The organism is Saccharothrix sp. DSM 118769 (assembly GCF_052936295.1).
Genome location: NZ_CP193627.1, coordinates 3,320,636 through 3,338,193 on the forward strand (window position 1 = coordinate 3,320,636; position 17,558 = coordinate 3,338,193).

A 17,558-nucleotide genomic window follows, 5' to 3' on the forward strand; every position below is an offset into this window, starting at 1 on the left:
TCAGCCCACCGCCGACTGCGCCCGGGACAGGGCGTCGCGCACGGGCAGCGAGCCGGTCAGCCCCGCCTGCACGGCGTTCCACAGCGGTTCGGAGATGCGGGGGTACTTCGTGCCGAGGCCGTCGGCGGTGCGGCCCCGGGCGGCCTTCACGGCCCGCACCCAGGAGGAGAAGCCGGGCTCGGCGGCCACCTGCTCGGCCTGCACGTCCGGGCGCGCCGAGACGTAGGACAGGGCGGTGTCGACGGCGAGGGCGTTCTCCCCGCTGGTCAGGCAGTCCACGACGGTGCGGGCGGTCGCGTCGCGGGAGCTGTCGGCCTGCACGGGGACGGTCACGAACTCGCCGCCGGTCGGGGCGGGCGCGGTGCCCCCGGTCCGCCCCGGGATGGGCAGCACGCCGATGTCCAGCCCCGACCCGGCGACCCCCGACAGCTGCCAGGTGCCGTTCTCGGCGAAGGCGTACTCCCCGGTCTCGAACTCCTGCCAGCTCGCGGTCTGGGTGTTGCCGACCACCGTGGTGGGCGCGTAGCCCTTGTCGAGCCAGCCCTTCCACAGGTCGAGCGCGGCCGCGGCGTCGGCCGAGGACAGGTCGGTCAGCTCCGCCCCGGCGCCCCAGAACCAGGGCAGGAACTGGAACGTGCCCTCCTCGGTGCCCACCGCCGAGAAGGTGATGCCCTTCTTGCCGGACCGCACGACCTCGTCCAGCGCCGCGGTCAGCGACGCCCAGTCGCGGATCGACGCCACGTCCACGCCCGCCCCGGCCAGGACCGCCTCGTTGTAGTACAGCGCCAAGGTGTTGGCGCCGATCGGGACGCCGTAGGTCCGGCCGTTCAGCTGCCCGGCGGCCACCAGGTTCGGTTCGACGCCGGAGATGTCCGCGCCCAGCTCCTCCGCGGTCCTCAGCACCCCGCCCTCGGCGAGCGTGGACACCACGGGGTTGTCCACGACGAGCACCGTCGGCGGGACGTCCTGCTGCGCGGCCAGCAGCACCTTGGTGGTCAGGTCCGTGGTGTCGTGACCGGTGCGCTCGATCGTGACGCCAGACGCCGCGCCGCAGGACGCGACGGCCTTGGCCCAGGCCGAGTCGGGCCCCTGCTGCGGGTAGGGGTCCCAGAGGGTGAACGGCGCGGACGCGCCGGGGGTGGAGGCGTCCGGCGAGGAGCACGCGGTCACCGAGGCGACCACGGTCAGGGCCAGCACACCGGCTGCGAAGGGGGAGCGGCTCACTGTGCTTCTCCTGGTGATCGGGTTCCGGCCTCCGCCGGTCCGCACTGTCGAACCGGTTCGAGCAGCACCTAGTGTGCAGGGTGGAACCGGCGATGTCCACCGCTCGTCGGAGGCGACCGCAAGGGTGGTCCGGTATGCCCCAGAAGGTCGTGTACAGCGGGAGTCGAATCAATTCGACGGGCGGTATCGTTGCTTCCGCCGGGGCTCGGAGCCTACGCTCACTGGTGAGCGAACCGGTTCGACTCACCGTCCGACTGCGGTCGGGCTCGGCACGGTCCAACGGCGAACCGCCCCCGGCGCACCACGCCGGGCCTGCCCCGGTCGCCGCCCCTTCCCCGCACGAGGAGCCAGGCGTGAGCACCACGACCAGGAGGCGGCGCGTCCGCTCCCGAGGGATCATCCCGTTCCTCACCGCCGCGGTGTCCGTCGCCGCGTCCGTCGTCGTCCCGGGCCCACCGGCGCAGGCGGGGGACGAGTCCTTAACCGTCGACTTCGCCGTGACGGGCGGCGCGCCGACCCACCGGGCGTCGGGCTGGATCTACGGCATGACGGAGAACGCGTCCGCACCCGCGGACGACTTCTTCCGCGACGTGCGGTTCCGGTACATGCGCGCCGGCGGCGCCCAGCTCGACGCCCCGGGCGGCTGGGTGTCGGGCAAGTACGAGCGCCGGTGGAACGCGACCCGCGCCCAGTTGCTGCGCACCCGGTCGCTGGGCGGCGAGTTCGTCCTGCTGCCGCACGACCTGTGGGGCGCGGACGGCTACCCGATCTCCCGGTTCCCCGGCGACAACGGCGACTGGACCGACTACGACAACTTCCTCACCCGCCTGATCGACGACGTGCGGGCGACGGGCGCGCCGGTGCAGTGGGACACCTGGAACGAGCCCAACATCCCGCTGTTCTGGAACCGACCGCAGTCGCAGTACTTCGAACTCGTGCGGCGCACGCACCAGCGCGTCCGGGCCGCGTTGCCGACGCACCTGATCGTCGGCCCGAGCTGCGCGTGCGTCCCGTCGACGTCGGGGTGGTGGACCCAGTACCTCGACTTCGCGCGGGCCAACGGCGTCGTCCCCGACATCATCAGCTGGCACTCGCTGCCGGGCGACCCGGTGGCGAACGCGGCGACGGCCGATGCCACCCTGGGCGCACGCGGCATCCCGCACCCGCGCCCCTACCAGATCAACGAGTACGGGTCCCAGTCGGAGCAGAACCCCGGTGACGGCTCCTGGTACATCGCACGGCTGGAACGGGCCGGCGTGGACGGGTTGCGCGCGAACTGGGCGGGCGGTGGCAACCTGCACAACGACCTCGGCAACCTGCTCGTCCGCGACTCGGCCGGTCGGCACCAGCCCAAGGGCGAGTGGTGGGTCTACCGCTTCTACGGCTCGCAGACCGGGCGGATCGCCGCGGTCACGCCCAGCGCGTCCTACGACGGGTTCGCGACGAAGGCGCCGGGCGAGGCCAAGGTGCTGGTCGGCGGTGGCCGCACGACGGGGAACATCGCGGTCCGGTTGCTGGGCCTCGACACCACCGAGGGCGTCGTGCGCGACAACCGGGTGCGGGTGCTCGCCGAGCGCGTCCCGCACAACGGCGGCGGCGCGGTCCAAGGCCCCGTCACCGTCCTGGACTCGGTCGTGGCCCTGTCCGGCAACGCCACCACCGTGACCCTGCCGCACACCAACGCGGACGACGCGTTCACCATCACCGTCCTGCCGCCCTCGGACACCGGTGGCGCCTTCCGGTCCACCGCGGTCGCGCAGCACTCGCGGCAGTGCCTGACCAACCCCGGCCGCAGCACCGCCGACGGCACCCGCCAGCAGCAGTCGCCGTGCGGCTCCGGTGACGAGCAGCGGTGGGACTTCCGCCCGGTGGCGGGGCTCGCCGGCACCTACGCGGTCGTCAACCAGCAGTCGGGCAAGTGCCTGGACGTCAACGGCGCGTCCACCGCGGAGGGTGCCGCGGTCATCCAGTGGTCCTGCAACGGCGGCGTCAACCAGCAGTTCGCCCTGCGGAGGGTCTCCTACGCCGGCAACGACCCCGACGACCACCAGCTCGTGGCCCGGCACAGCGGGAAGTGCGTCGACGTCAGCGCCGTCTCCACCGTGCCGGGCGCCCCGGTCCACCAGTGGACGTGCAACCCGACCGGTCAGGGCAGCCCGCTCAACCAGACCTGGCGCCTCCCCGGGCACGGCGACCGGTGAGCACCTCCGCCGCTCGACCCGACCCGTCGGTGCGGCGGTCCGCTCACTCCTGCGCCCTGCCCCCGGTGACGCGGGACAGCGCCAGCGCGACGAGGATGATCGCGCCGTTGAGCGCGCCGGTCCACTGCGCGGGGACGCCACCGAGGGTCAGCACGTTCTGGATCACGAAGAGGAGCAGCACGCCGGTGAAGGCGCCGAACACGGTGCCCTTGCCGCCGTTGAGACTGACGCCGCCGATGACGGCCGCGGCGAACACGGTGAAGATGTAGCCGTTGCCCTGGCCTGAGGCGACCGAGGCCAGCCGCCCGGACAGCAGGAGGCCGCTGAGGGCGGCGAGCAGGCCGGCGGTGACGAGGACGACCCACAGCACCCGGTCGGTGCGGATGCCGGCGGCCCTGGCGGCGTCGACGTTGCCGCCGATCGCGTACAGGGAGCGGCCGAAGCCGGTGAAGCCGAGGACCACGACGCCGAGGGCGAACAGGACCAGGCACACCCACACCGAGGCGGGCACGCCGAGCCACTGCGCCGTGCCGAGGTAGAGCATCGACCCGGGGAGCCGGAAGAACGTCTGACCGCCCGAGATGCCGGTGAGGACGCCGCGCAGCACGATCAGCATGCCGAGCGTCACGATGAACCCGTTGAGCCCGAACCGGATGACGAACAGCGCGTTGACGACGCCGACCAGCACGCCGACCGCCAGCGTGATGGGCACCGACCAGCCGCCCGGCACCAGGCCCAGCCCGTGCCCCGCGCCGACCGGCACCGTGAGCCAGGCGGCGACCCCCGGCGCGAGGCCGACGGTGGACTCCAGGGAGAGGTCCATCTTCTTGACGATCAGGACCAGCGCCTGGGCCAGGACGAGGACGGCGATCTCGGACATGGTCTGGAGGATGTTGACGAGGTTGTCGGCCCGCAGGAACACCGGGCTGACCAGGTGGCCGACGATCGCGATCACGACGATCGCGGGGACGAGCGCCAGGTCGCGCAGCCGGGCGAGGGCGATCCGCCGCCCACCCCCGGTCGTGGTCCCACCCACGGTGGTCTCGCGCACCGGGGTCTCACGCACCGAGGTCCACCCCCTCCACCGCGGCCACGAGCTGGTGGTCGTGCCAGCCGCGGGCGAACTCGGCGACCACCCCGCCCCGGAACACCACCAGGACCCGGTCGCACAGGCGCAGGTCGTCGAGTTCGTCGGAGGCGACGAGCACCCCGGTGCCGGACGCGGCGACCTCCTCGACCTTGCCGAGGAGGAACTCCTTCGACCGCACGTCGACGCCGGCGGTCGGGTTGATCAGCACCAGCACCGCGGCGTCGTTGGCCAGCGCGCGGGCCATGACGACCTTCTGCTGGTTGCCGCCGGAGAGACCGCTGACCGGCAGCCGGGGGCCCGGCGCCTTGATGGCCAGCCTCCCGATCACGGACCTGGCGAGGGCGTCGCGGCGGCGACCGTCGATGAACCCCGCGCGGCCGAGCCGTTCCGGGACGGTCAGGGTCACGTTGTCCGCGATGGACATCCCCGGCACGAGGCCCTGGTGGTGCCGGTCCCGCGGCACGAACCCGACCCCGGCCGCCAGGGCGGCGGGCACGCTGCCCGGCCGGGGCCGCGAGCCCGCGATCTCCACGGTGCCGCGCGCGGCGGCCCGCAGCCCGACGACGGTCTCCGCGATCTCGACGCGGCCGCTGCCCGCCGCGCCGGCGAGACCGACGACCTCCCCGGCCCGGACGCGGAACGACACGTCGTGGTAGGCACCGGGCAGCGACGCGCCGTCCACCCTGAGCACGTCGGCGGCCCCCGGCGGCGGGCTGCGGCGCACACCGCCGGCCCGCGCGCCGACCTCGCCGGTCATGGCGGCGACCAGGTCGGCGCGCGGCAGCTCGTCGACCGCGGCGGTCAGGACGTGCCGGGCGTCGCGGAACACCGTCACCACGTCGCAGATCTCGTAGACCTCCCGGAGGTGGTGGCTGATGAACAGGAAGGTGACGCCCTGCCGCTGGAGCTCGCCGATCCGGGCGAACAGCCGGGCGATGGCGGCGGCGTCGAGCTGGGCGGTCGGTTCGTCCAGGACGATGAACCGCGCCCCGAACGACAGGGCACGGGCGATCTCCACGAACTGCCGCTGCTCGACGTCCAGCTCCCCGGCGGGGGCGCGCACGTCCACGTCGACCGACCAGGTGTCCAGCAGCTCCCTCGCCCCGCGGCGCACCGCCCGCCAGCTGATCAGCCCGCCGGGGCCGCGGTCGTGCCGGTTGAGGAACAGGTTCTCGGCGACCGACAGCTCCGGGATGACCGTGGACTTCTGGTAGACGCACGCCACCCGCCGCCGCCAGGCGTGGCGGTCGGCGAGCCGGGGCGCGGGCTCGCCGCCGAACCGCACCTCGCCCTCGTCCGGGGCCTGGAGCCCGGTGAGGATCGACACCAGGGTCGACTTGCCCGCGCCGTTGCGCCCGACGAGGGCGTGCGTCCGCCCCTCCTCGACGCTGATGGCGGCCCCGTGCAGGGCCACCGTGGAGCCGAACCGCTTCGTCAACCCCGTCGCCTCGGCGACGGGCGCAGTCGTGGCCATCGTCGTGCCGCCCTCCCGATCAGCCGCGCGCGTTGCCCCACAGGGACCCGTCGTCGCTCCTGAGGCTGGGAACGCCGTCGTAGGTGCCGCCGTCGGCGGTCACCAGGGGAGCGGGGAGCTGGTCCTCCAGGAGGCCGTCGCGGACCTGGATGATCGTGCTGTCGTGGTCGGTCCTGCCGGGGGTGAGCACCTCGCCGTCGATCGCGGCCTTGAGGTAGTGCAGGGCGTACTTGGCGTAGAGGTCGGCCGGTTGGGAGACGGTGGCGTCGATCCGGCCCTCGGCGATGCTCATCAGCTCCTCGGGGATGCCGTCGTTGGAGACCACGTGCACGTGCCGGGGGTCCTCCGGCCCCACCAGCAGGCCCTTCTGCCTGAGCACCTGGAGGGTGCCGGCGAGCGCGAAGCTCGACTGCATGTAGACGCCCTTGACGTCGGGGTGGGCGGTGAGGTCGGTCTGGAGCTTCTGCGCGGCGACCGCGCCGTCCCAGTTCGTGGCCTCCCCGAGCACGGTGATGCCCGGGTAGTGGGTCTCCATGCAGTCGTTGAACGCCTCGGTGCGGTCGCGCCCGTTGATCGAGGCGAGGTCGCCCTGGAGCATGACGACCTTGCCCCGGCCCCCCAGCTTGGCGCCGAGGAACCGGCAGCTCTTCTCGCCGTACGCGCGGTTGTCCGCCCGGACCACCACGTACGCGCTGCCGCTGTCGGGCCGGGTGTCCACGGTGACCACCGGGATGCCCTTCGCCGCCAGCTGCTCCAGCGCGGGTGCGATGGCGGCGGTGTCCTGCGGGGCCATCGCGACGCCCTCGACGCCCTGGCTGATGAACGCCTGGGCGTTGGCGGTGAGCTTGGCGACGTCGTTCTGGGAGTTGGTCGTCGTGAGCCGGAGACCCAGTTCCTCCGCGAACCCGGGGCTGTACTCGATGTAGGAGTTCCAGAAGTCGGTGTCCGACCGGGGGTAGTCGACACCGACCACCGGCGCGCCCGGGGTCCCCGACCCCGGACCCGGGGCGCCGCAGGCGCCGAGCGCGGTGGTGAGGGCGGCGACGGCGGCGAGGCGGGCGCGGGTCCTGGTCTGCACGGCGGGTCTCCTAGCGCGCGGTGTCGTGCGGTGAGCCGGCGGCCGTGCCGCCCTGGAGCTGCGACCAGCGCTGGTTCGGGCCGGTGTGGCAGTTCCAGGCGATCACCGCGGAGCCGTTGGCGGTGGCGGCGCCGTTGACGTCGAGGCACAGCCCGCTCTGGGCGTTGCGGACCGTGCCGCCGGCGTCGAGGTCCCACTGCTGGTTCGCGCCGCCGGAGCAGTCCCAGATCCGCACCCGCGTGCCGGCGGCGGCGTTGCCCGGCACGTCCAGGCACTTGCCGAGCACCTGGAGCGCCCTGCCGTTGCGGGTGAACTGCTGGTTGGCGCCGTTGCCGCAGTCCCAGACGATCACCTGGGTGCCGTTGGCGGGGTTCGCGCCGCTGACGTCCAGGCACCGGCCGGAGGCCTCGCCGCGCAGCCGGAACGTGGTCGGGGTCGGCGGCTGCTCGCCGGTGAAGAACTTCCACACCTCGGTCTTGACCCAGCTCCGGGCACCGCTCTCGCAGCCCGCGCACCCGTCCACCGGGCCCTGCTGGTGACCGCCGTCGAACGGGGCCCAGACCACCGGGTACCCGGTCCGGCACCCCGCGTAGGCGGTGGTGGTGTGGGTGGCGCTGCCCGCCGCCGGTTCCGGCGGGTTCTGCGCCGCGCAGCCGTTGTTCCGGACGAACCGGTCCCGCAGCGCGCGTCCCGACCCGATGTTGTCCGAGATGCCGTGGATGCCCATGTAGGCGATCGGCTGCGTGCCGCCGGCGCACCCGCTCAGCTCGCGGGGGGCGCCGATGACCGCCACCGCCCGGAACACCGCCGCCCGGGCGCACGCGAGCGCGTAGCTCATGGCGCCGCCGTAGCTGAAGCCGAGGGCGAAGCGCTGCGCGGTGTCGACGCAGAGGTCGTCCTCGATGCGCCTGATCATGTCGTCGGTGAAGGTGACGTCCTCACCGCCGGAGTTGGCCCAGCCGTTGCCGATGCCCTGGGGCGCGACGAAGATCGCGGTGTTGTTCGCCAGCCGGCGGAGCCCGTAGTGGGCGTAGACGTCGCCGTCGCTCCCGCCCGAGGCGACGTCGTTCATCGTGCCGCCCCACCAGTGGAACCCGAAGACCAACCGGTGCGGGCGGGTGTTGTCGTAGTCGTCGGGCACGCTCAGGATGAAGCTGCGGCTCTTGCCACCGCTCTGGATCGTGTGCGTGCCGCTGCGCAGGGTCGGCGCCTTGCCGCAGCCCGCGGTCGCGGCGGCGGTGGTGACGGCCGCGGTGGTGACGGCCGCGGTGGTGGGGGTGGTGTCGGGCGTCGCCGGCGCGGGTGCCGCGGTCGCGACGCCGGTACCGGCCAGGAACACCGCGGCGGCGGCCATCAGCGTTCCGAGCCGGTGTGGACGGTTGTTCTCGAACACGGGTCTTCTCCCGTTCTGCGTGGTGTGGTCCGGGGGAGGTCCGGCGGTCACCCGGTGCCCTCGGGGGCCGTGTCGGCCGGGATCGTGCCGGACCCCGGGGCGGAGGGCAGGTACACGTGCACGTGCCCCTTGCCCGCGTCGACGTTGATCACGTCCAGCTGGAGCGCGGCGACCGACCAGGTCCGCAGCGCCAACGTGCGCTGCGCGCCGGCCAGCGCCAGCAGCTCGCCGGCCAGCGGCTGGGGGGCACCGGCGGCGGCGGCGAAACCGTCGACCGCGGCGGCGAGCTGTTCGACGGCGGTCCGCAGCCCGGTGCGGGCCACGTTCACGCCGTTGCCCGCGGACGGCGTCTCCTCGTACCGCCGCACCTCCGCGGCCACCACGTCGCGCCAGCCGCGCACGTCCTCGGCGGTGGGCGCGACCGGCGACGCCCCGCCCGGCGGGGGAGCGGCCCCCGCCATCGCCGCCAGCACCGGTGCCAGGCGGTCCCGGCCGCCCTTGGCCAGCTCGGTCACCGCGCCGACCTGCTCGACGTCGCGCTGCGCCTCGGCCTGTTCCAGCTCGGCGATCCGGCGCTGCGTCGGGTCCGGTCCCGACATCCACGAGCCGGACGCGAAGGCGACGGCGAACCCGAGCGCGAACGCGGTGACCAGGGCGGTGGCCGAGATCCACGGCGACCGCGGGCCGGCGGGCCGGCGCGGTGGCTGCCCGGGCCGTGCCCGCCCCACCGTCGTGGTCCTGCCCATGACGTCTCTCCTTGCCGTGCGGTGAGGGTGGACCGGTTGGTGGGGCCGCGGCTCCGGCGCGGGCCGGAGCCGCGGCCCCTCCCGCTCAGGGCAGCGTCCACCGCTGGTTGGTGCCGCCGTTGCAGGTCCAGGTGATGAGCTGCGTCCCGTCGGCGGAGCTGCCGCCGTTGGCGTCCAGGCACTTGGTGCCGTTGCGGAGCGTGCCGTCCGACTGCGCCGACCAGTTCTGGGCCGCCGAGCCGTTGCAGCTCCACAGCTGCACCAGCGCGCCGTCCGCGGTGCTGCCGCCGTTGACGGTGAGGCACTTGCCCAGGGCCTGGAGCGTCTGCCCGGCGCGCGTCCACCGCTGGTTGGCGCCGTCGTTGCAGGTCCACAGCTGGACCTTGGTGCCGTCGGCGGTGCCGGCGGCGTTGACGTCGACGCACTTGCCGCCGACGCCGACGACCCGGCCCGTCCCGCCGCCGGTGCCCGGCGTGCCGACCCCCGGCCCGACGAACGTCATCGAGTCGACGTCGTAGGTGGTGCCCGTGCCGGTCTTGAACACCAGGAACAGCTCCGTGGTGCCGCCGGGGTTGGTGACGTTCACCGCGGGCGTGCTCGCGTAGTTGTCCCAGCCGCCGGTGCTCGGGACCGGGACCGTCGCGACCAGCGCCCCCGTCGGCGAACCGGCCCGGAGCTCGATCGACCCGCCACCGCCCGGTGAGGACAGCCGCACGGACACCTGGTTGACGCCGGTGAGGTTGTACGGGGTGAACGAGACCCAGTCGTTGTTGCCGATGTCGCCGACCCGGCCGCCCGACTCCGCGCCGGACTGCGCCACGACCCGCACGCCGGAGGAGCCGGTGAAGTACTCGACCTGCTTGCGCTTGGGTTGCAGCAGCACCTTCCGGCTGCCCTCCAGCGCGGGCACGCCGGTCGCGCCGTTGTCGGTGTACCTGCTCGCCGCCACCCAGAACGAGTTCAGCTCGGCGTGCGCGCTGTCGGTCTCGGCCTTGAACGTGCCCGTGCAGCCGGGGATCGGGGCGAGGTCGTGCCCGTGCTGGTCGTGGCCCAGCGCGGGGGTGGTGGTCACCCTGGCGCAGTCGGCGGTGCCGTCCTCGGGGTCGGTGGCCGTGACGGTGTACGGGATCGTGTCGCCCCAGCCGAACACACCGCCGTCGGGGACGCTCAGGTTGACCGTGGGCGCGGTGTTGCCCGAGGTCACGATCACGTTCGTCACGCCGGACTTCCCGCCCGCGTCGGTGACGGTGAGCTTGGCGTTGAACTGCCCCCTGGCCGTGTAGGTGTGCGCGGGGTTGGCCTCGGTGGACGTGCCGCCGTCGCCGAACTCCCACCGGTAGGTCACCGGGCCGCCCTCGGGGTCACCGGAGCCGGCGCTGGAGAACCGCACCGCCAGGGGGGAGGAACCGGAGGTGGGCGTCGCCGTCGCGGTCGCGACCGGACTGCGGTCGCCGCTCTTGTAGTCGATGCGGTAGAGCCCGGAGTCGGGGTTGTCCCGACCGTAGCCGGAGCCCCATTCGAGCAGGTACATCGCCCCGTCCGGGCCGAACTTCATGTCCAGCGGCGACTTGAAGGGCAGGTTCGGCAGGAAGTCGTTGATCTTCAACAGCTTCCCGTCCTGACCGACCCGGAACTCCCACATCCGGTTGCGCGACCACTCGCCGAAGAACGGCGTCTGGTCGAAGTAGGCCGGGAACTTGGTGGGGGAGGGGTTGTTCGCGTCGTACCGGTAGACCGGGAACGCGCCGGGCGCCTCGCCGCCCGACGGGCTGCCCATCTCCGGGAACTTGTTGCCGTTCGCGCCGTTGCCGTACCAGACGTCGGCCTTGCGCGCGGCGGGCAGCTCGGTGAGCCCGGTGTTGTTGGGCGAGTTGTTCACCGGCCGGTCGCAGTTGAACTTGGCGCCCGACTGGCCGGTGGCGAAGTTGTAGTCGTTGAACGGGATGTTGTCGCCGATGCAGTACGGCCAGCCGTAGAAGCCGGGCGAGGTGATGACGTTCCACTCCACGGTCCCGCCGGGGCCGCGGTTCGCGTTGTCGTTGGCCGCGTCGGGGCCGTAGTCGGCCGCGTAGACCACGCCCGTCGTCGGGTGCACCGAGAACCGGAACGGGTTGCGGAAGCCCATCGCGTAGATCTCGGGCTTCGTCCTGGCCGTGCCGGGAGCGAACATGTTGCCCGCCGGGACGGTGTAGGTCCCGTTCGCCTCCGGGTGGATGCGCAGGATCTTGCCGCGCAGGTCGTTGGTGTTGGCCGAGGTGCCCTGCACGTCGTTGTTCGCCCAGCCCGGCCGCTCGTCGATCGGCGCGTAACCGTCGGAGCGGTGCGGCTGGACGTCGTCGCCGGTGCCGATGTAGAGGTTGCCGCTCGGGCCGAACGCGAGGTACCCGCCGGTGTGACCCGGTTCCGGGGCCTGGCGCGACGACGGGACCTTGAGCACCACCCGCTCGCTGGACAGGTCCAGCGCGTCGCCGTTCACGGTGAACCGGGAGACCCGCGCGATGTCCTCGCCGCCGCCGGCGGGCGAGTACATCAGGTAGACCCACCTGGTGGTGGCGAAGTTGGGATCGAGGGCGAGCCCGGTCAGGCCGTCCTCGCCGCCGGTGTAGACGCTGAGGGTCGCCGCGGTGACCGTGGTGCGGGTGTCCGGCTTGAAGACCTTCACCCGGCCGCCGTACTCCGCGTAGAACACGCGGCCGTCCCCGGCGACGTCGAGCGCCGCCGGTCCCACCGTGTTGTCGTCCAGCGTCACCTTCTCGAAGCTGCTCCACGCGGTGGGGCCGCAGTCGGCCTGGACCTTGCCGCCCGCCGACTCCACCCCGCCCTTGACGTGCTCGCGGAACAGGGGCTCGGAGTAGCTGGACGCCTGGTGCCCCATGGCGGTGGCCCACAGCCGGCCGCCCTCGAAGTTGCGGCACCACGAGATCGGGTGGTCGTACCCCATCCGGCTCGTGCCGGGGTCGTAGGTCGTCTCGTCGGCGGTGACCAGCACGTGCGCGTTGCCGCGGACCGAGCGGGTGAAGTTGTACCACTCCTCGGTGCGCGTCCACCGGTCCGGCAGCGCGGTGCCGGACGGGTGCTTGCGGTCGGCGACCTTGGCGGTGCCGGACACGGTGGCCGAGTGCTGCGTCATGGTGGCGCCGAGGACCTGGTCCCACCACGGGAACTGCTGCTCGACGTTCATGTCCGTCGCGTTGTGGATCGCGACGAAGCCCCCGCCGCCGCGCATGTACCTCTGCGCGGCGGAGCGCTGCGCGTCGTTGTCCCACACCATGCCGGAGGTCTGGAGCATGACGACCACGTCGTACGTGGCGAGGGCGGCGTCGTTGAACACCGACGAGTCCTCGCTCCTGGTCAGCTCCCACTCGTTCTGGGCGGCCAACTGCTCGAACATCGTGATCCCGGCCGGGATCGAGTCGTGCCGGTAGGCCCCGGCGGCGGTCTTGCTGAACAGCAGGACGTGGAACCCCTCGGGGTGCGCGGGAGCGGGCGTCGAGGTCAGCCCGATCATCAGCAGCGCGCACCCCAGGATCGAGAACAGGCGCGTGGATCTGTGTCGCATGGCCACTCCTCTGGGGCACTGGGAAGCGACTGGTCGCATGGCGCGGCGGCGGGGGTGCGGGAGGTCGGTGCCCGGCGGGGTCGCCGGTCGGCCCCGGCGGGCGTCAAGCCCGGCGGGTGTCAGGTGTGGCGGGTGTCAGGCGTGGGGCGCGCGGGACCCGTCGCCGACCCGGGCGGGGGTTCGGCGGCACGGCCGCGGGCACCGGGGAACTGCCCGGCACCGGGGGATCAGCCGAAGAGGCGGCGCTGGATCTCGCTGCGGTAGTCCTGGAGCGTGTTGTCCAGGTGGAGGGCGGCGGCCTGCGCGGCGGCCTCGGGGTCGCCGTCGCGGATCGCGTGGTAGATCGCGATGTGCTCCTCGACCGCCTCCGCCGCGTGACCGCCGACGGTGCCGTGCAGGCCGATGGTGCTCGACTGGTGCTGCAGGCGGCGGGCCTCGCGCACCGCGGCGACGAGGAACTGGTTGTGCGACGCGGCGGCGACCGCGAGGTGGAAGTCCTCGTCGCCCCGGTCGAACAGCGCGGCCTGGTCGGTCAGGTGGCCCTGCCGGCACGTCTCGGCGGCCTCGCCGATGGCGCGCAGCTCCGCCGGGGTCGCGTGGATCGCGGCCAGCCTGCTGGCCGCGGTCTCCTGGACCCGGCGGAACTCGAAGAGCATGTAGACGTGGTCGAGGTTGGTCGGCAGGAAGAAGCCGCCCCAGCGGGAGGAGCCGAGCATGCCCTCGTCGTCGGCCACGTAGAGACCGCGCCCCTTGTGCGCCCGCACCCGCCCGATCGCGGAGAGGATCTTGACCGCTTCCCGGACCACGGTCCGGCTGGTGCCCATCCGCGCGGCCAGCTCGTTCTCGGTCGGCATCCGGTCGCCGGGCCGCAGCTCCAGCTCGGCGATGAGCTGGAGGATCTGCTCGGCCACCAGCTCGTAACCGGGGCGGTACGGCTCGCTCGACCGAGTGGCGCCCTGCTGCCCGGCCGGCGCGCCGGTCGCGGCCCCCGGGACAAGTGCGCCATCCGTCAACGCCGCTCCTTCGTGACGGGTCACCCGAAGAGTGTGGCGGCTCGACACCGCCCGACCAGCTTACATCCTCTCGTGACTCGTCGTAGTCGTGGCGGGACGTGCGGGCGTGGCCGGGCATGGTCACCTCCTCTGCGCGCTACCTGCTGGTCACGGGGGCGTTTCGCCGCGGCGGCGTCGTCGCGCGGTCACCGCGTTCCGGGAAAGGGCAGTGGTCCCCGCCGGTGAATCGGGAGCGGTGATTCGACGCGCGGTGCGCGGCGGGCCGGGGGTGTTCGTCGCACGGGAAGTCCCATCGTCATCGTTGACGGACGGGCTGGTGGGTCGCCGGCCCCTCGTGGAGGCGGGGCGCCCACAGCTCAACCGAAGCCTTCGGGCAAGGTAGCCATCGTTCGACGCGTCCGTCAATCGTCGCCGGCACTTTTCTGTGAGCGATAACAACATCCGGCCGTGTGACCTCGTGGAATCGCCCCAGGTCGAGTACGGAAGCCGTTGGATCAGCGCTCATTCGGCCATTCGGTGCTCAAGTTAGCGCTAACAATTTTAGCAGCGTTGAGCGTTGACTCGTGGTGTTGCCGCTGGCTACGGTGCCGAGGGGCCCGGTTGTGCCGGCCCCCGTGGTGCACGGTCCGGTCACGCCCGTCGACGATGACGAGGGAGACTTCCCAGTGCGGCGAAAACATCGACGTGCTCACGTCCGCCGTTCACCCGGCTTTTAGCACTTTTCCCATTCTCCCCGGTTCTTCACCGGGTCGAACCACGGCACCGCGTCGCGCCCGGCGGAATTCGGCCGCGACCACTTCGCCGCGCCTTGTCGGCACGACCGCCGCGCGACCGTGCCCAACCCGCCAGACGACATCAAGGGGTGTGAGCCAGCCATGAGACACCGAGTCAGGGCGGCGTCGGCCGCCGTCCTCCTCGTGGCCGCCGGCGTGGTGGCGACGGTGGTCGGCTCGTCGGCGCCGGCCGCCGCGCACGCGGTCAACCCGGCCGACTTCCAGCAGGTCGAACTGGCCCGGGGGGTCGCCGAGGTGGGCGAGCCGATGACGCTCGCCGTGCTGCCGGACCGCTCCGTGCTGCACACCTCCCGCAACGGGACGCTGCGCCGCACCACGGCCGACGGCGTCACCGCCGTGGTCGGCACGGTGCCGGTCTACACGCACGACGAGGAAGGGCTCCAGGGCGTCGGGGTGGACCCCGGTTTCGCCTCCAACCGGCACGTCTACCTGTTCTACGCGCCGCCGCTGTCCACCCCCGCCGGTGACGCGCCGGCCACCGGGACGGACTTCTCGGCGTGGAAGGGGGTCAACCGGCTGTCCCGATTCACCCTCAACGCCGACTTCACGCTGAACACCTCCAGCCAGGTGACCGTGCTGGACGTGCCGACCGACCGGGGCATGTGCTGCCACGTCGGCGGTGACATCGACTTCGACGCGGCGGGCAACCTGTACCTGTCCACCGGCGACGACTCGAACCCGTTCGACTCGGCCGGCTACACGCCCATCGACGAGCGGACCAACCGCAACCCCGCCTACGACGCCCAGCGCAGCGCCGGCAACACCAACGACCTGCGCGGCAAGGTGCTCCGGATCAAGGTGAACGCCAACGGGTCGTACTCGATCCCGGCCGGCAACCTCTTCGCACAGGGCACCGCCAACACCCGCCCGGAGATCTACGCGATGGGCCTGCGCAACCCGTTCCGCTTCAACGTGGACAAGCCCACCGGCGCCATCCACCTCGGCGAGTACGGGCCGGACGCGGGCACGAGCACCTCCGCGCGCGGACCGGCCGGCCTGGTGGAGTTCAACCGGATCACCTCGGCGGGCAACTTCGGCTGGCCCTACTGCGTCGGCTCGAACACCACCGCCGAGGCGTACGTGGACTACACCTTCCCCTCCGGGCCGTCCGGGAACCGGTTCAACTGCGCCGCCCCGGTCAACAACTCCCCGCGCAACACCGGGCTGGGCACCCTGCCGGCCGCCCGCGCGGCGTGGATCAAGTACGACAACTGCTCGGTCGCCGCGTTCGGCTGCGGCTCGGAGTCCCCGATGAGCGCGCCGGTGTACCGGTACGACGCGGCGAACCCGTCGTCGGTCAAGTTCCCGGCCTCGCTGGACGGGCACGTGTTCGCCACCGAGTTCGGCCGCCGCTGGATCAAGACCATCGACGTCAACGCCGACGGGTCCGCCGGGCAGATCAGCGAATTCCCGTGGCGCGGCACGCAGGTCATGGACGCGACCTTCGGCCCGGACGGCGCCCTGTACGTGCTGGACTACGGCACCGGCTGGGGCAGCGGCGACGCCAGCTCCGCGCTCTACCGCATCGAGTACAACCCGGCGGGCAACCGCGCGCCGACCGCGCGGGCCGCCGCCGACCGCACGTCCGGCGGCGCGCCGCTGACCGTGAACTTCTCCTCGGCCGGCTCCTCGGACCCCGAGGGCGGCGCGCTGTCCTACTCGTGGGACTTCGGCGACGGCACCCGGTCCACCGCGGCCAACCCCGCCCACACCTACACCGCCAACGGCCAGTACGCGGTGACGCTCACGGTGACCGACCCCGGCGGTCGCTCCGGGGCCGCCACGGTGTCGATCTCGGTGGGCAACACGGCGCCGACGGTCCGGCTCGACACACCGGCCAACGGCACCCTGTTCAGCTTCGGCGACAGCGTCCCGTTCACGGTCACGGCCTCGGACCCGGAGGACGGCACGATCGACTGCGCCAGGGTGAAGGTCAGCTACGTGCTCGGCCACGACAGCCACGGGCACCCGATCACCTCGCGGACCGGCTGCTCCGGCACGTTGCAGATCCCGGTGGACGGCGAGCACGACACGGCGGCGAACCTGTTCGCGGTGTTCGACGCCGAGTACACCGACTCCGGTGCGAACGGCCAGCCGCCGGTGACCACCCACACGCAGCACGTGCTCCAGCTGCGGCACCGCCAGGCCGAGCACTACTCGACCCAGTCCGGCACCGGCCTCTACGACAAGGCGGCGGCCGAGGGCGGGCGCACGGTGGGCGACATCCAGAACGGGGACTGGATCGCGTTCGAGCCGTACGCGCTCGGCGGGACGACCAGGTTCGCCGCCCGGGTGTCGTCCGCCGGGGCGGGCGGCACGATCTCCGTGCGCACCGGGTCGCCCACCGGAGCGGTGCTGGGCACGGTGACCGTGCCGGTGACCGGCGGTTGGGAGACCTTCACCGAGGTGTCCACCGCGCTGTCCGGCGTGCCCACGGGGACGGTCGTGCTGTACCTGACGTTCGCGGGCGGCACGGGCACCTTGTTCGACGTGGACGCCTACACGTTCGGCGCGTCGTCGGGCACCCGGACCGGGCCGGTCACGGGCTCCTCGGGCAAGTGCGCGGACGTCAACGCGGGCAGCACGGCGGACGGCGCGAAGGTGCAGCTGTGGACGTGCAACGGCGGCGCGAACCAGCGCTGGACGGTGAACGGGACGACGTTGCGCGCGCTGGACAAGTGCCTGGACGCGGCCGGCACGGCCGACGGCAGCCTGGTGCGGTTGTGGACCTGCAACGGCGGCGCGGCGCAGAACTGGGCGGCCGGTGCGAACGGCTCGCTGGTGAACCAGCAGTCGGGCCGGTGCCTGGACGCCAACGGCGGCGGGTCGGCGGACGGCACCCAGTTGATCGTCTGGAGCTGCCACGGCGGCGCCAACCAGCGGTGGACCCTGCCGTGACGGACGCCGACCCGAGCACCCGGAGCCAGGGCACCCGGAGCCTGACCGACCCGACCCACGCTCGACGAACCGGCGAGGACAGCCGATG

Annotated in this window: 10 protein-coding genes; 2 read left to right on the forward strand and 8 right to left on the reverse strand. The window is 72.8% G+C overall.

Annotated features, from left to right (window positions below; all coding sequences use genetic code 11):
• On the reverse strand, positions 1 to 1,224 hold the full coding sequence (locus ACRAKJ_RS14890; RefSeq protein WP_438926122.1) for an extracellular solute-binding protein: 1,224 nt from the start codon (positions 1,222 to 1,224) through the stop codon (positions 1 to 3).
• 353 nt (positions 1,225 to 1,577) lie between these two features.
• On the opposite strand from ACRAKJ_RS14890, the gene ACRAKJ_RS14895 reads away from it, so the two are divergent.
• Complete coding sequence (locus ACRAKJ_RS14895) at positions 1,578 to 3,425, forward strand: RICIN domain-containing protein (protein ID WP_438926123.1); 1,848 nt, start codon at positions 1,578 to 1,580, stop codon at positions 3,423 to 3,425.
• Positions 3,426 to 3,468: 43 nt separating this feature from the next.
• Here ACRAKJ_RS14895 and ACRAKJ_RS14900 read toward each other — a convergent pair whose 3' ends face one another.
• The 7 genes from ACRAKJ_RS14900 to ACRAKJ_RS14930 all read right to left on the reverse strand — a co-directional run bounded on the left by ACRAKJ_RS14900 (position 3,469) and on the right by ACRAKJ_RS14930 (position 13,778).
• On the reverse strand, positions 3,469 to 4,491 hold the full coding sequence (locus ACRAKJ_RS14900; RefSeq protein ID WP_438926124.1) for an ABC transporter permease subunit: 1,023 nt from the start codon (positions 4,489 to 4,491) through the stop codon (positions 3,469 to 3,471).
• Entirely contained in the window at positions 4,484 to 5,989 is a 1,506-nt protein-coding gene (locus tag ACRAKJ_RS14905; protein ID WP_438926125.1) for an ATP-binding cassette domain-containing protein, read from the reverse strand. The genes ACRAKJ_RS14900 and ACRAKJ_RS14905 overlap by 8 nt, the downstream gene beginning before the upstream one ends.
• Positions 5,990 to 6,008: 19 nt before the next feature.
• Positions 6,009 to 7,067 (reverse strand): substrate-binding domain-containing protein, encoded by a 1,059-nt coding sequence (locus ACRAKJ_RS14910; RefSeq protein ID WP_438926126.1) that lies wholly within the window; start codon positions 7,065 to 7,067, stop codon positions 6,009 to 6,011.
• A 10-nt stretch (positions 7,068 to 7,077) separates the two neighbouring features.
• Positions 7,078 to 8,460 (reverse strand): ricin-type beta-trefoil lectin domain protein, encoded by a 1,383-nt coding sequence (locus ACRAKJ_RS14915; RefSeq protein ID WP_438926127.1) that lies wholly within the window; start codon positions 8,458 to 8,460, stop codon positions 7,078 to 7,080.
• Positions 8,461 to 8,507: 47 nt separating this feature from the next.
• The gene (locus ACRAKJ_RS14920; RefSeq protein ID WP_438926128.1) at positions 8,508 to 9,206 is read right to left on the reverse strand and encodes a hypothetical protein; all 699 of its coding nucleotides are present in this window, start codon (positions 9,204 to 9,206) and stop codon (positions 8,508 to 8,510) included.
• Between the two features lie 85 nt (positions 9,207 to 9,291).
• A complete protein-coding gene (locus ACRAKJ_RS14925) occupies positions 9,292 to 12,765 on the reverse strand; it encodes a ThuA domain-containing protein (RefSeq protein WP_447008988.1) in 3,474 nt (1,157 codons plus the stop codon).
• A gap of 227 nt (positions 12,766 to 12,992) precedes the next feature.
• On the reverse strand, positions 12,993 to 13,778 hold the full coding sequence (locus ACRAKJ_RS14930; protein WP_438926209.1) for an FCD domain-containing protein: 786 nt from the start codon (positions 13,776 to 13,778) through the stop codon (positions 12,993 to 12,995).
• 875 nt (positions 13,779 to 14,653) lie between these two features.
• On the opposite strand from ACRAKJ_RS14930, the gene ACRAKJ_RS14935 reads away from it, so the two are divergent.
• On the forward strand, positions 14,654 to 17,470 hold the full coding sequence (locus ACRAKJ_RS14935) for a PQQ-dependent sugar dehydrogenase (RefSeq protein ID WP_438926210.1): 2,817 nt from the start codon (positions 14,654 to 14,656) through the stop codon (positions 17,468 to 17,470).
• Positions 17,471 to 17,558 lie beyond the last annotated feature (88 nt).

Excerpts from the sequence above, each read along its gene's own strand:
- ACRAKJ_RS14925 (WP_447008988.1), bottom strand. The coding sequence starts at position 12,765 with ATGCGACACAGATCCACGCGCCTGTTCTCGATCCTGGGGTGCGCGCTG.
- ACRAKJ_RS14920 (WP_438926128.1), bottom strand. The coding sequence starts at position 9,206 with ATGGGCAGGACCACGACGGTGGGGCGGGCACGGCCCGGGCAGCCACCG.
- ACRAKJ_RS14905 (WP_438926125.1), bottom strand. The coding sequence starts at position 5,989 with ATGGCCACGACTGCGCCCGTCGCCGAGGCGACGGGGTTGACGAAGCGG.
- ACRAKJ_RS14935 (WP_438926210.1), top strand. The coding sequence starts at position 14,654 with ATGAGACACCGAGTCAGGGCGGCGTCGGCCGCCGTCCTCCTCGTGGCC.